This window comes from uncultured Winogradskyella sp. (assembly GCF_937958655.1).
GTDB lineage: Bacteria > Bacteroidota > Bacteroidia > Flavobacteriales > Flavobacteriaceae > Winogradskyella.
On the sequence record NZ_CALGNH010000014.1, the window covers coordinates 76563 to 91267 of the forward strand.

Consider the following 14705-nt stretch of genomic DNA (forward strand, 5'->3'; position numbering starts at 1 on the left):
ATGAGTAAAGTTATAATAATAGCAGAGGCAGGTGTTAACCATAACGGAAGTTTAGATAATGCCTTTAAGCTAATAGATGCAGCCGTAGATGCTGGTGTAGATTATGTAAAGTTTCAGTCTTTTAAGACAGAGAATTTAGTTTCAAAAAAGGCAAAAAAAGCGAATTACCAAGTAAAAAACACCGCTAACGATAATGAGTCTCAGTTTCAAATGCTTAAAAAGTTGGAGTTGTCTGTTGAAGACCATGAGCAGCTTATAGCCTATTGTAAGGCCAAAGGCATTCAGTTTTTTTCAACAGCTTTTGATTTAGAGTCCTTAAAGTATCTTAAAGATATTGGTTTAGAAATAGTGAAAATTCCATCTGGCGAAATTACTAATTTACCTTACCTTAAAAAAGCGGCAAAGTTATTCAGTAAAGTTATTATTTCTACAGGGATGTCAACACTCCAAGACGTTAAAGCGGCACTAGATGTGTTTTTATCGCATAAGATAGATAAGCGAAACATTACTATTTTGCATTGTAATACAGAGTACCCAACACCATTTACTGATGTTAATTTAAAAGCAATGTTGCATATTAAAGATTCGTTTTCTGTTGCTGTAGGGTATTCTGACCATACGCTAGGTATAGAAGTACCAACTGCAGCAGTTGCTTTGGGTGCATCTGTGATAGAAAAGCATTTTACACTAGATAAAACTATGCCAGGACCAGACCATGCAGCATCTATAGATCCAAAAGAACTTAAGCTCATGGTAGAAAGTATACGTAATATAGAAAAAGCCATTTCGGGCTCTGGTATTAAGGCGCCAACACCAAGTGAAACAAAGAATATAAAAATAGCACGAAAAAGCATACATTGTACTAGAGATTTAAAAAAGGGACATGTAATTATGGATATAGATATTACTGCCTTGCGACCAGGAGATGGTATTTCACCCATGGATTGGGATGAGGTTGTAGGAAAAACCCTAAATAAAGGAGTTAAAAAGTTTGATAAGTTAAAGTGGTCAGATTTTATATGAAAATAGGCATTTTAACAAGCTCTAGAGCAGATTATGGTATTTACCTGCCGTTACTAAGAAAATTAGAGATAGACCCTTATTTTAAAACAGAAATCATTGCCTTTGGGACGCACTTATCCGAGTCACATGGTTATACCTTAAACCATATTAAAAATGACGGGTTTAAAACTATACATACTGTATCTTCCTTAGGAGATGATGATAGTCAATATGGTATTGCTGCCTCTTATGGCAACACGGTACTAAAGTTTGCTGCTTTTTGGAAAGCAAATATCTATGATTTAGTATTTTGTCTTGGCGATAGGTTTGAAATGAGTGCTGCCGTACAAGCAAGTATTCCTTATGGTGTATTTTTAGCGCATATCCATGGTGGGGAAACAACTTTAGGGGCAATTGATAATATATATAGACATCAACTAACGCTTGCTTCAAAGTTACATTTTGTAGCCACATTGGCGTATAAAGTTAAAGTTGAGCAACTCACAGAAAATTCAAATTTGGTTTTTAATGTAGGCGCTTTAAGTTTAGACGGTATAAAGAAGTTTAAGCCTTTAGATAAACAAGAATTATTTAGTGCTTTTAATGTTAAAGATCAGCCCTTTGCTTTAGTAACATTTCATCCAGAAACTGTGGCTGTTGAGCGTAATAGAGAGTTTGCTTCGCAAATGAGACTAGCATTAGAAGCATTAACAGTGCTGTTACAAATTGTAGTAACCATGCCAAATGCAGATACTTTAGGTGGTGTTTACAGAAAGGAGCTAATGAAACTTAAAGAACATGTCCCAGATAAAGTGGTGTTAGTAGAAAATTTTGGGAAACAAAATTATTTCACAGCAATGCATTATTGTAGATTGCTTTTAGGTAATACGTCTAGTGGCATCATTGAGGCAGCTTCATTCAAAAAATATGTTGTTAATGTAGGTAAAAGACAAAAAGGAAGGGCACAAAGTGAAAATACCTTTGATGTAGATTTTAATGCGGAACATATTGTAAATAAAGTGAAAACTATTATGGAATTGCCTGTTTTTAAAGGAGAAAATGTGTATTATAAAGCGGGTACCGCAGAAGGTATAATCCAAACGATTAAAACCTATGATAAACTATAGAGAACATTTAGTATTACATAAAACAACAATACGTAAAGCCCTATCAAAACTAGATGTTTTAGCGGCTAATGCGGTTGTTTTTGTAGTAGACGAAGACGATAAGCTTATAGGATCATTAACAGATGGTGATGTGCGTAGAGGGTTAATAAAAGGTGTAAATTTAGAAGATACTGTAGATAAAATTATACAAGACAATCCTAAGTTTATTAGAAAGGACAAACGGGATATTCTCCAGATTATAGATTATAGAGAGCGAAATTTTAAGATAGTACCCGTTTTAGATAAGGACGATAAAGTGATTAATGTTGTTAATTTTAGAAATATGCGTTCTTATTTACCTGTAGATGCCGTTATTATGGCAGGTGGCAAAGGACAAAGATTAAGACCATTAACCGACACCATACCTAAGCCACTTCTAAAAGTTGGTAACAAATCTATTATGGAGCATAACGTAGATAGGTTAGCGCTTTATGGTATAGACGATTTTTGGTTTTCAATTAGATATTTAGGAGAACAGATAGAAGATTACTTTGGCGATGGAAGTAAAAAAAATAGTTTATTTAATTATGTATGGGAAAATGAGCCATTAGGTACAATAGGATCAGTGTCTAAAATAAAAGATTTTAAGCATAATCATATATTGGTGTCTAACTCAGACATATTAACCAATTTAGATTATGAAGCTTTTTATTTAGATTTCATAGATAATGATGCAGATTTAGCAGTTGTAACCATACCATATACAGTAAGTGTACCTTATGCGGTTTTAGAAACCACCGATAATACAATCATCAATTTTAAAGAAAAACCAACCTACACCTATTATTCTAATGGTGGTATTTATTTAATGAAAAAAGAAGTTTTAGATTTAATACCAGAAAACACACATTTTAATGCTACAGATTTAATGGAAAAGCTTATAAAAATGCATAAAAAAGTAATTTCATTTCCATTAATAGGGTATTGGTTAGATGTAGGTAAACACGAAGATTTTGAAAAAGCACAAAGAGATATTAATACTATAAAATTTTAATATGCAACCGATAGTTGTCATACCAGCCAGAGGAGGATCTAAAGGAGTGCCAGGAAAAAACATTAAAGTACTCAATGATAAGCCTCTAATACAATATACTATTGATGCCGCCAGACACGTGTTTAAGGACAATGAAATTTGTGTTTCTACTGATGATAACATAATAAAAAGTACTGTTGAATCTCTAGGCTTAAGAGTACCGTTTTTACGACCAGCACATCTCGCTACTGATACCGCAACCTCCAGAGATGTTTTGTTGCATGCGCTCCAATACCATGAAGCACAGCATAAAAAAACACCAGATGTTATTGTGCTTTTGCAACCAACGTCTCCCTTTAGAACAGCAGAACATATAAAAGAAGCCTTAGTACTTTACAATGAAAAGCTGGATATGGTGGTATCTGTAAAAGAGACCAAAGCTAATCCTTATTATGTATTGATGGAAGAGGACGATAAGGGGTTCTTAGTAAAATCTAAAGTATCTAATAGTACCAGAAGACAAGATGTACCTAAAGTCTGGGAAGTCAATGGAGCCATTTATATAATTAACCCAAAATCTTTAAAAAATAAAACCTTTGCAGCATTTAAAAAGGTGATTAAATATAAAATGGATGAAATGAGCTCTCATGATATTGATACGATGTTAGATTGGCGGATTGCGGAGGGGATTTCTAAAGATTTACTTTTCTGAAATTTAAATAAAAGATGGACTAATCAAAATTTTTTAACTGCTTTATTTGTTTAGTTTTGTGATTACTAAATTTTTTAAATGAAGCATTTGGTTTTTATTGTTGGGGATTTTATTTATAAGGTTTTGTTTAAATGTCACAAAGCAATTTATACAAAAAAAATAAAAAGTAAATACCAAATACATAAATCTGTTACGTTTTGGCGAAATACATTTATTACCAGTGAGGGAACCATACAAATTGGTAAGGGCACTTATATAGGTCAACAGACGTATATTTCTGCAAACCCTTCTGGAAGTAAAATTAAAATAGGTTAGAATGTGGTTGTAGCAGCAAATAGTTTTGTAAATAAATCTTTTGATGATAATTGTATTGTAGGTGGAACGCCAGCTAAAAAAATAAAGGATGTTTAAGTTATTACTAAAAGGCTCTGTTTTTAAGCTTTTTGACTTCATAAGACCCCTTGTGGTAATCCCTTTTTTTATTAGAAGTTTTGGTGTGGATTCCTATGGTGTATATGTACAAATTGTACTTATAGCTACTCTTATGTATCCTATTTTAGATATGGGAATTGGCATGGGTGTTCAGCGTTTTTCAGATAAGTTAGCGGATCGTAAACTCATAAGAGAGATTTTTGGAATCCAACGTGTAGCAATACTGTTTTTTTGTGCAATGTACACTATTGCTATGTTGTTTGTTGATGTTAGGGAATTAATATTTGGACCCTACGAGTCAAATGCGATGATACTTTCATCATTTTTTTATATTCTCTTCTTTTCTCTTAATAACACCTTACAAGGCGTGTTAAGGGCTCAATCTAAAATTGGAAAGCTTGTGAAATATAGAGCTGTTTTTACTGGTTTAGAGGCGGTTTTATTATTAACTGTTTTATATTTTATTAAAGAATTTAGCTATTACTATATTTTGGTAATGGTTCTATGTCAAATTATTTATTTTTTGCTTTTAGTTAAGCATGTCAATGGTTTTTTTACTTTTCAAAAAGCGTCATTCAAATTATCTCAACCCTCTAAGAAGTTTTTTAAATACTCGCTAGTAATTATCCCAACAGCACTTATTGGTTGGATTACATCATCTAGTGATCGTTTTTTTATTACAGATTATTTTGGTAGTGAATCTACAGGTTATTATTCAGCTTTAGCACAATATACAGGGTATATGAAATTAATAGTCTTTCCTTTTACATTTGTCTATTTTAAAGAGTTTAGTAAATTATTTGATAAAGATTTTAAAGGGTTTAAAGTGTTGTTTTTAAAATGTCTATCGATTTGTATTGGTTTAAGCTTATTGTTTTTTTTATGTTTATATATCTTTAGAGATTTTGTTTTTTTTAGTTACTTAGGCCTGAGTCATAAACCTGAATTTGAACAATTAGTGATATGGTTTTTAATTAGCTTTTTATTAATAAATATAGCTAGCTTTTTAAGTACATACATGCTGGTATCCAAACAAACTAAAATTATGTTGTATGCTATTAGCTTAGGTGCAATAACAAATTTTATTTTAAATAAGTTTTTTTTAAAAGATTATAACTACGCAAATTCGGCATTTTATTGGGCAATAAGTGTAGGTTTGCAAATATTAATATTATCAATATTTGTAATAAGAAACATAAAAATGAATGAAAAAAATACTATTCGTTGATGAAAAAGCATATCGTTTTTCTTTCTACTATAATGAGCAAACTTGGTGGCTAGAAAACGGTTTTAATGCCGTATTTAAGTCTTATGAAAAGAAAAAAAATAAATGGTTTGTCTATTTATGGGTAATATTTAATAAACCTCAATATGTTGTTTTTGTACAATTATCAACCAAAAATATATATTTAACTAAGTTATGTAACTTACTAAACATAAAAACTTTGTTTTGGCAACACGGTGTGTTTGCTTATGATGATGATTCTATTAATACTTTAAAAAAAATAAATGCTAGACTAAATACTTTATTATGTTTTTCAGAGTTTGATCGTCAGCAAATCAATAGATATTTCAGAGACGTTGATCATTATAAAATAATACCGCATTATGAGATTGAAAAAATTTCTAAAGGAATAAGACGTAACGATACATTTCTTTTCATTGGTCAAATTTTAAGTAAAGAGCAGTTAAAGCACTCTAACGCTAGGATTGAATATGATAAAAAATCAGAAGTATTATTAAATCAATTTTGGGATTATTCAAGTCAAAAGGATATAAAAATTAGTCTTAAAAAGCACCCAGGCGATAGAAGCAATTACTTAGAAACCTTACAACAAAAATTTTCAAATGTAACAGTAGAAAAAGATTCTATATTACCTAAAGCGGTAATAGGGTATTACTCAACACTAATATTGCCTTATCTTAGTCTCGGAGTTCCTTTTATACAATTAAAACATATTAGAAATAAGCTCGTAGATTTTGCGGTATATGATGCTAAGGGTATTTATAAGATAGATTCTGAAGGAGATATTGATACAGTTTTTCGCAAGGTAAAAGACTTAGAGATTAATGTAAATCAAAGTCATACTTTTTCCATCTCTACAGAATTGTTAAAAAATTTCAATTTATAAACAATGCATAAAGTTGTTTTAGTTCAAAGGTTTTATGCCAATTTTAGAGAAGGCTTATTTGAGAGTCTAAATGAGAATGCGAATTTTTATTTGTACTGCCATAATGTAGGGTATGGTAAAATAAAAACCCCAAAAAAATTAAAAGAAAAATCCTACTATAAGAGTTTATTATCTATTAGAATATATAAGGATTTTATATTATTTCCATTTTTGTTTTTTAAATTAATTTATCTAAAACCGTCTATAATAGTTGCGGAAGGAGGAAAAAATACAGTTAATAATATTCATGTATTATTATATTCTATAATCTTTAAGAAACCCTATCTAATATGGGATTTAGGTAAAGCGTATATGGATAAAAAAACCTTTACTTTATTTAAATTACCCTATGTTTATATTCAAAACTATATATATAAGAGAGCAAAAAAAATCTATACTTACAACAATCAAGGAAAATTGTATTTTCAAAAAAAATTCCCTAATATAGAAACTGTTGTTTTACAAAATACAGTAGATACGAGACAAATTAAAAAAATCTTAACAGCAAGTGCCAAATTTCCTGATGACATACCACATTCATTTCAAAATAAACGACTTGTTTTAGGGTATATTGGTTCAATTAATAAGAAAAAAAACACTCACGCATTAAAAATATTAGAATCTTTAGATGATATAGCATTAATAATTATTGGGGACGGTGAGAAAACGTATGTAGATGAATTAAAGATTTTATTTAAAAATATTGATTGTGCATTTGTAGGGTATAAACATTTACAAGAATTAAGAGATTACTATAATATTTTAGATGCTGTTATAATGCCAGGGTTGGGAGGGTTGACAATACCGCAAAGTTATGCGTTTGCTACCTGTGTAGTGGCTGTTGTTGCCGATGGTACGGAGAAAGAAATTATAAGTCATAATGACAATGGATTTATTTTAGAAAAAATTTCTGATGTATTAGATATTTTAAATAATGTAAGCAGAAAAGATTTAAAGGAAAAAGGAATTCGTGGGCAAGAAAAGGTATTCACGTATTATTCAATAGAAAATTATACTAGAAATTTCCTGTTAAATCTATGAAAATAAAAAACTTGTTAAATATCTATATAGCGTTAACGATTCTTGTTACGTTTTTAATGGATATAATTTATCCGTTTTTTCCAGAGTTTAGATACTTTAAATATATTGGGTTTCCTATATTTTTTATTTTGTTAAATAGATATTTAAAATTAAAAAATAGACCAAAATATAATAGAAATACTTTAGCATTTGTTGCGTTAATTCTTCATTCTTTAATGTTCTATTGGCTAATGCCGGGTAGTCAGGGTTTTTTAGAACTAATATTTATTTTTTCAGGTATTTCTATATGGCTATTTAGCTGGCATACAGAAGTAAACTTTAATTTAATTAGTTATCTCTCTTATTTTTGTTTTATAGTTTTTTATCTTGGGTTCGCAAATTTTGATTTTTCTTTAACCGCTTTTCTCAAATCAGAAACTTCAGATATTGAGGGTGGTATTTCTTTCGTGTTTGGTTTTTTAGCTCTTTATTTTTGGGAGAAAAAACAACACAAGCACTTTATAATCAATCTGATACTTATTATTTTAACACTAAAAAGAACAGTCTTAATCGCTTTAGTTTTTGTTGTTTTAATATCTGTTCTGCCAAAAAAAATATCAAAAAAAATCTATAATAGGTGGTTAGCAGTTACTGTTAATATCTTAGTGATATTTATTTTTCAGCTTTTTGCTCAGGGTGTTTTTGATGATGTCATAAGGGAGGTTACTAATTTAAGTCCAGGGGAATTTAGTTCGGGTAGGCAATATCTATTTAGTAAGTTATTTAATTTGTTTGACAATAGTGTATCCTCACTATTGTTTAATGGATTAGGTCAAGGAAGTGTGCCAGTCCTTCTAAGTGACTATATGGGACAGATTTTTTTATTACATAATGATATTCTTAAAATAACATTTGAGCATGGTTATTTGTTTTTGGTTTTATTTTTAAGTCTTTTCTATAAAACCAATGATGCTAGAATATTTAGATTATGTGTGTTTTTAAACATAATTTATCTTACGGATAATGCCCTGATTTATCAGTATTGTTATGCATTGTTTTTTGGTATGATTAATAACTATAATTTTCAAAATCAATTTAATTTTGTAATAACTAAATTGAAATATAACAATATTAAATAATGAAAAGAGTCTTGTATTTTATACAGTTACCACCACCTATACATGGTGCAGCTATGACTAACGAATTAGTTTTTAATAGTACCTGCATAAATACAGATATAGAGAAGAGACTCATAAGAATAAAGTATAGTCAAAATCTGTCAGCTATAAATAAATTTTCATTAAAAAAGGTTCTTAAATATACTCAGTTTTTTTTCAAATTTAGTTATGAGTTAGTTTTTTATCGGCCGAATTTGGTTTATTATAGCATACCACCTACGGGTAAAGGTTTGTACAAAGATTTGCCCTTTGTTTTGGTTTTAAAGTTATTAAAAGTAAAGCCGTTATATCACCTTCACGGTAAAGGAATAAGCCAAAATGTTTCCAAGTCAAAATTTATAAAGAATATCCATAGGTGGGTTTATTCTAACGCCGTAATAGTACATCTAAGTTTATCATTGTTAGAATTAGAAATAAAGAAATTGAATTTAAGAAATAGTGATTTACATGTTGTAAATAATGGTATTATTCCCATAGAAAAAGATTTCACAAAAATAAATCATAGTGAGCTAGATTTAAATGATGACATATTGTTTTTGTCAAATTTGAGAATTTCTAAAGGCATTCTTTTTGCTTTAGAGATTTTAAACAAACTTTTAGAGTCTAATAAGAAGGTTAAATTAAATATTGTTGGTGATTTTAGAGATGTTTCAACTCGTAATAAAGTAATGGACTACATTAAGTTAAATAATATAGAGAATAATGTAATTTTTTACGGAGCTTTATATGGAAATAAAAAATTTGAAGTTTTAGCCAAAACAAGCTTTTTATTATATCCATCGTTTAATGATGCGTATCCGCTGGTTTTGCTAGAATCATTGCAATTAGGAATTCCTATAGTGGCTTCTAATCAAGGGGCAATTCCAGAAATTGTAAATGATGAGGTGGGATATGTTTTTAAAACGGGCGATTTAAGTGCTGCTATTAATTTATGCGAGCAAATGTTAAATAAAACTATTGCTGAAAAACAACATATGAGTCGAGAATGTAAATACTATTTTGAAACAAATTTCACTAATACTATTTTTGAAAAAAATATGAAACAGGTTATAAATGCCGCCTTAAATGAGTATATTAATTAAATGCAACAACTCACACAAAAGCTAGGCTCTGGCGATATGATAATACAAGAAGTACCTTACCCACAATTAGGTAAAGGTATGGTTATTGTAAAAAATCATTACTCTATTATTAGTGCAGGTACAGAAGGTTCAACCGTTGTTGCAGCCAGAAAAAGTTTAATAGGAAAAGCCAAAGAACGTCCACAACAAGTAAAACAAGTAATAGATACCCTCAAAAAGCAAGGGCCAGTGCAAACCTATAGAGCGGTAATGAAAAAGTTAGATGCTTATTCTCCATTAGGTTACAGTTGTGCAGGCGAAGTTATTGAAGTTGGTGAGGGTGTTACCGAATTTGAGGTTGGTAATAAAGTGGCATGTGCTGGTGTTGGCTATGCCAATCATGCTGAGGTTGTATCAGTACCGACTAATCTTTGCGTAAAAATAGATGATAATGCCAACTTAAAAGATGCAGCTTACAATACTTTAGGAGCTATTTCTATGCAAGGAGTGCGTCAGGCAGATTTGCGTTTAGGCGAATCTTGTGTTGTTATTGGGCTCGGACTTTTAGGTCAGCTTGCCGCACTTATTCTAAAAGCATCAGGAGTTACCGTCATAGGCATTGATGTTGCTGAGGCTGCGGTAAAGCAAGCAGTAGATAATAATGTGGTAGATTTAGGATTTACCAGAAACACAGCAGGAGTAGAAGAACAAATTCAAAACATAACTAAAGGACATGGCGCAGATGCCGTAATAATAGCTGCTGCAACAACTAGCCTAGACCCTATAAACTTTGCTGGAGCTATAGCGCGCAAAAAAGGAAAAGTTGTAGTTTTAGGCGCAGTACCAACTGGCTTTGATCGTGATCCGTTTTGGTATAGAAAAGAGCTTGAACTGAAAATGGCATGTTCCTATGGTCCTGGTCGCTATGACTTAAATTATGAAGAAAAAGGCATTGATTACCCATTACCTTATGTGCGCTGGACGGAAAAACGCAACATGGAAGCTTTCCAAAACCTGATTACTACAAACAAAATAGATATTGGCTACTTAACGACCCACGAGTTTCAATTTGATAATGCCAAAGCAGCTTTTGATTTGGTAGTCTCCAAAGAAGAACCTTTTACTGGTATTGCTTTAAAATATGATGTTGATAGAGAAATCTCAAAAGCAAAAATTACAACCTCAGATAACGATAAATTAGGAAAAGTTAATATCTCATTTATTGGTGCGGGCAGTTATGCACAAGGAAATTTGTTACCTAATATCCCAGAATCATCAGATATTGGTCGTGTAGGTGTATTAACAAATACAGGAACAACATCTAAGCGCGTTGCAGAAAAATTTAAGTTTCAGTTTTGTGCCACTAACGAAGCTGATGTTTTAGATGAAAAAACCAATACAGTTTTTGTAGCCACACGCCACAATTCTCATGGCCCTTTCGTTCTTAAAAGTTTACAAGCCAATAAAAATGTTTTTGTTGAAAAACCGTTATGCCTATTAGAATCTGAACTTATGGATATTATCGAAGCACAATCAACAGCGCAAAAATCGGTAATGGTTGGGTTTAACAGACGTTTTTCACCTTTAACTACAAAGCTAAAAAAAGCCTTTGGTAACAGCCCAATGACTATGATATACAGGGTTAATGCAGGCGCTATTCCAAAAGATACATGGATTCAAGATTCAGAAATTGGTGGAGGCCGAATACTCGGTGAGGTGTGCCATTTTATTGATTATTTAACTTATCTCAACGGAAGTTTGCCTATAAAAGTTTCTGCTTCAGCAATTCCTGATGCAAATCAACTTAACGATACACTGAATATTTTAATTCAGTTTGAAAATGGATCGTCGGGTGTGGTTGGTTATTATGCTAATGGATCAAAGTCCATGACTAAAGAATATGTTGAGGTATTCTCAGCAGGTATGTCTGCCACCTTAAACGATTTTAAGGAACTGAAAGTCTATGGAAAAGGTAAGCCTAAGAAAAAGAAATTGCTTAATCAAAACAAGGGTCAAAAAGAGATGGTAAATGCGTTTTTCAATGGGTTACTCAATGATGGACAAGTACCAATTCCGTTTGAAGACGTTGTAGCAGTTACCAAAGCATCTTTTAAAGTTTTAGAATCAATAAGACGTGGAGGAGAGCAAGTTGAAGTCTAATTTTCAAAATAGTTTTGCAAAACTTAAATCCTATTGTGAATCCGAAAATTTTGCAGGTTGGGATCCTTATGACGGCATGAATTCCAAGATATTTCAAGCTTTACCTTTAAAACATTGGGACTTGGCAAGGTTGGCTTGGATACAAGGGTTTAAGCGAAGTCCAATAAATTTCAGAAAGATATTACTAGTACCCAAACAGCATAACTCTAAAGGAATTGCACTTTTTCTTTTAGGATATTGCAAGCTTTATAAAGCGGCTGAAAATGGTAATGTAGATTTTGGTACAAAAGCCGAATTGTTGAAGCATATTAATAGACTAACAAAGTTACTTCTAAGTATGAAAGCTGAGGGATATTCTGGTGCATGTTGGGGCTATAATTTTGATTGGCAGGCAAGACGTTTGTTTCTATTTGAAAAGAATACACCAACCGTTGTGGCAACTTGTTTTGCCGTAGAAGCCTTAATCGAAAGTTATGAGATTACTAAGGATAAACATGTTTTAGATACCGCATTGTCTTCTTCTGATTTTGTGTTAAAAGATTTATCGAGAACTAACCATGGTAATGGTCTTATTTTTTCGTACAGTATAAAAGATGGTAATAACACGGTAATTAATGCATCATTGTTAGGGGCAAAAATTTTAAGTTATTCATATAAATACACCAAAACTAAAGCACATGCAGATTTTGCTAAAAAAGCAGTAATAGCAGCATGCGAATTACAAGAGAAAGATGGCTCTTGGATTTACGGATTACTTCCTGTGCAATCTTGGAAAGATAGTTTTCATACAGGTTTTAATTTAGACGCTATTGAAACTTACCAGCTAAATACAGGTGATCATTCATTTAAAGGCTATTTAGATAAAGGTTGGAACTACTATGTAAATAACTTCTTTGAGCCAGACGGGAAACCAAAATATTATCATAATAAAACCTATCCTATAGATATACATTGCCCTGCACAGGTAATAGTAACAGCTTCAAAATTAAAACAATTTAAAATAGAAGCAGAATTGTTAGAAAAAACTCTAGATTGGACCATTGAAAATATGCAGTCTAAAAAAGGATATTTTTATTATCAATATAGAAAAGGATTGAGTTCTAAAATCTCTTATATGCGCTGGAGTAATGCGTTTATGTTTAATGCTATTTCGCATTACTATTTAGAATCAAAATTATAGAATGAAGTCAGAAGCTCTAAATAATGTTATTACTTATGCGCCAAAATCTAGGGATGAACTTATTGATTATGCTTTTGAGCACAAAAAGATTTTAGTAGCTGTAAATGCTGAAAAGATTTTGCATGCCACTGATCAAAGCAGAGCTATTATAAATCGAAATTTAGGGTATCCAGATGGTATAGGAGCCGTTTGGGCATTGCAGAAAAAGGGTCATAAATCAACAGTTAAGATTCCAGGTTGCGAGCTTTGGTTAAACGTAATGGCAAAGCACTTTCAATCTAAATCGTTTTATTTAGTTGGTAGTAAGCAAGAGGTTATAGAAGCAACTGTTAATCAATTAAAGTCTGATTTTAAGGGAGTTAATATTTGCAACTTTAGAAATGGTTATGTTAAAACAAAAGAGGAAGAACAAGATTTAATAGAAGATATTAAAAAGCACCAACCCGATGTTATTTTTGTAGCTATGGGTTCGCCAAAACAAGAGCTATTGATGGAGCGTATGCAGCGACATCACAAAGCTGTTTATCAAGGGCTAGGAGGAAGTTTTGATGTGTATACAGGCAACGTAAAACGTGCGCCAAAATGGTGGGTCAAAAACAATTTAGAATGGGCCTATAGATTAATTAGCCAACCATCTCGTATAAAGCGTCAAATACATTTAGTACGCTTTATTATAAACCTAAATTTAAATAGATATTAACACTACTATGAGTTATAAAATTACCATAATTGCTGGCGCTAGGCCTAACTTTATGAAGATTGCTCCAATTATTCATGCTATTGAAGAAGCAAAGGCAAATGAAGCAAAACTAAACTATAGGCTTGTTCATACTGGGCAGCATTATGATAAGAATATGTCTGGCAGTTTTTTTGAACAACTTAGTATACCTGAGCCACATGTTAATCTAGAATGTAGCGGCGGAACGCAAGCTGAGCAAACCGCAGCACTATTAATAAGTTTTGAAAAGGAATTATTGGCTAATCCTGCTGATTTGGTATTGGTTGTAGGTGATGTAACTTCTACTATGGCATGTGCGTTAGTCGCCCAGAAATTAAAAACTGAGGTGGCACACGTAGAAGCTGGTATTAGATCAGACGATTGGACCATGCCAGAAGAGATTAATCGTTTAGTAACAGATAGTATTACGAATTATTTTTTTACCACCTCAGAATTGGCTAATTCAAACCTTAAAGAAAATGGAGTAGATGAACATAGAATTTTCTATGTAGGTAATACAATGATAGATACACTTTTAAAGCAACGTCCAAATTTTAAGGCACCACCAATTTGGAATAATTTAGAGCTTAAAAAGCAATCTTATATAGTAATGACACTGCATCGTCCTGCAAACGTGGATGAAGAAAGTCAACTCAAAGCTATGATTGATGAAATCATTGCACATACCAGAGATTTACCACTTATATTTCCTGTACACCCAAGGACAGCACAAATTCTAAAACGACTAAAAATTTCACATCCAAGGTTGCACATGATATCACCTCTGAGTTACTTAGAATTTAATTTCTTAGTAGAAAATGCAAAAGCAGTTATAACAGACTCAGGAGGAATTACTGAAGAAGCTTCAGTTATGAATGTGCCTTGTATGACCTTAAGAGATAATACAGAACGACCAGAGACTATAACTCTAG

General features: G+C 31.7%; 14 protein-coding genes. All 14 read left to right on the forward strand.

Annotated features, from left to right (window positions below; all coding sequences use genetic code 11):
• On the forward strand, positions 1-1023 hold the full coding sequence (gene neuB, locus Q0800_RS03380) for an N-acetylneuraminate synthase (protein WP_299127610.1): 1023 nt from the start codon (positions 1-3) through the stop codon (positions 1021-1023).
• Entirely contained in the window at positions 1020-2129 is a 1110-nt protein-coding gene (neuC, locus tag Q0800_RS03385) for a UDP-N-acetylglucosamine 2-epimerase (RefSeq protein ID WP_299127612.1), read from the forward strand. The genes neuB and neuC overlap by 4 nt, the downstream gene beginning before the upstream one ends.
• Positions 2116-3162 carry a nucleotidyltransferase family protein gene (locus Q0800_RS03390; RefSeq protein WP_299127614.1) on the forward strand — a complete coding sequence of 349 codons (1047 nt, stop codon included), beginning with the start codon at positions 2116-2118 and terminating at the stop codon, positions 3160-3162. The genes neuC and Q0800_RS03390 overlap by 14 nt, the downstream gene beginning before the upstream one ends.
• A 1-nt stretch (position 3163) precedes the next feature.
• Positions 3164-3853: an acylneuraminate cytidylyltransferase family protein gene (locus Q0800_RS03395; RefSeq protein WP_299127616.1), complete on the forward strand. Its 690-nt coding sequence runs from the start codon at positions 3164-3166 to the stop codon at positions 3851-3853.
• 78 nt (positions 3854-3931) lie between these two features.
• Entirely contained in the window at positions 3932-4168 is a 237-nt protein-coding gene (locus tag Q0800_RS03400; protein ID WP_299127618.1) for a hypothetical protein, read from the forward strand.
• A gap of 88 nt (positions 4169-4256) precedes the next feature.
• Positions 4257-5513: an oligosaccharide flippase family protein gene (locus Q0800_RS03405; protein ID WP_299127620.1), complete on the forward strand. Its 1257-nt coding sequence runs from the start codon at positions 4257-4259 to the stop codon at positions 5511-5513.
• Complete coding sequence (locus tag Q0800_RS03410) at positions 5491-6417, forward strand: hypothetical protein (RefSeq protein WP_299127622.1); 927 nt, start codon at positions 5491-5493, stop codon at positions 6415-6417. Before Q0800_RS03405 ends, Q0800_RS03410 begins: the two co-directional genes overlap by 23 nt.
• A 3-nt stretch (positions 6418-6420) precedes the next feature.
• Positions 6421-7497 (forward strand): glycosyltransferase, encoded by a 1077-nt coding sequence (locus Q0800_RS03415; protein WP_299127624.1) that lies wholly within the window; start codon positions 6421-6423, stop codon positions 7495-7497.
• On the forward strand, positions 7494-8615 hold the full coding sequence (locus Q0800_RS03420) for a hypothetical protein (protein WP_299127627.1): 1122 nt from the start codon (positions 7494-7496) through the stop codon (positions 8613-8615). The genes Q0800_RS03415 and Q0800_RS03420 overlap by 4 nt, the downstream gene beginning before the upstream one ends.
• Positions 8615-9736, forward strand: a complete 1122-nt coding sequence (locus Q0800_RS03425; RefSeq protein ID WP_299127630.1) for a glycosyltransferase — start codon at positions 8615-8617, stop codon at positions 9734-9736. The genes Q0800_RS03420 and Q0800_RS03425 overlap by 1 nt, the downstream gene beginning before the upstream one ends.
• Positions 9737-11875, forward strand: coding sequence for a bi-domain-containing oxidoreductase (locus tag Q0800_RS03430; RefSeq protein WP_299127633.1), 2139 nt, complete (start codon positions 9737-9739; stop codon positions 11873-11875).
• A complete protein-coding gene (locus tag Q0800_RS03435; RefSeq protein ID WP_299127636.1) occupies positions 11850-13055 on the forward strand; it encodes a delta-aminolevulinic acid dehydratase in 1206 nt (401 codons plus the stop codon). Before Q0800_RS03430 ends, Q0800_RS03435 begins: the two co-directional genes overlap by 26 nt.
• A 1-nt stretch (position 13056) precedes the next feature.
• The gene (locus tag Q0800_RS03440) at positions 13057-13755 is read left to right on the forward strand and encodes a WecB/TagA/CpsF family glycosyltransferase (RefSeq protein ID WP_299127640.1); all 699 of its coding nucleotides are present in this window, start codon (positions 13057-13059) and stop codon (positions 13753-13755) included.
• A 7-nt stretch (positions 13756-13762) separates the two neighbouring features.
• Positions 13763-14705 (forward strand): UDP-N-acetylglucosamine 2-epimerase (non-hydrolyzing) (wecB, locus tag Q0800_RS03445; RefSeq protein WP_299127644.1); only part of this gene is annotated, 943 nt, incomplete at its 3' end.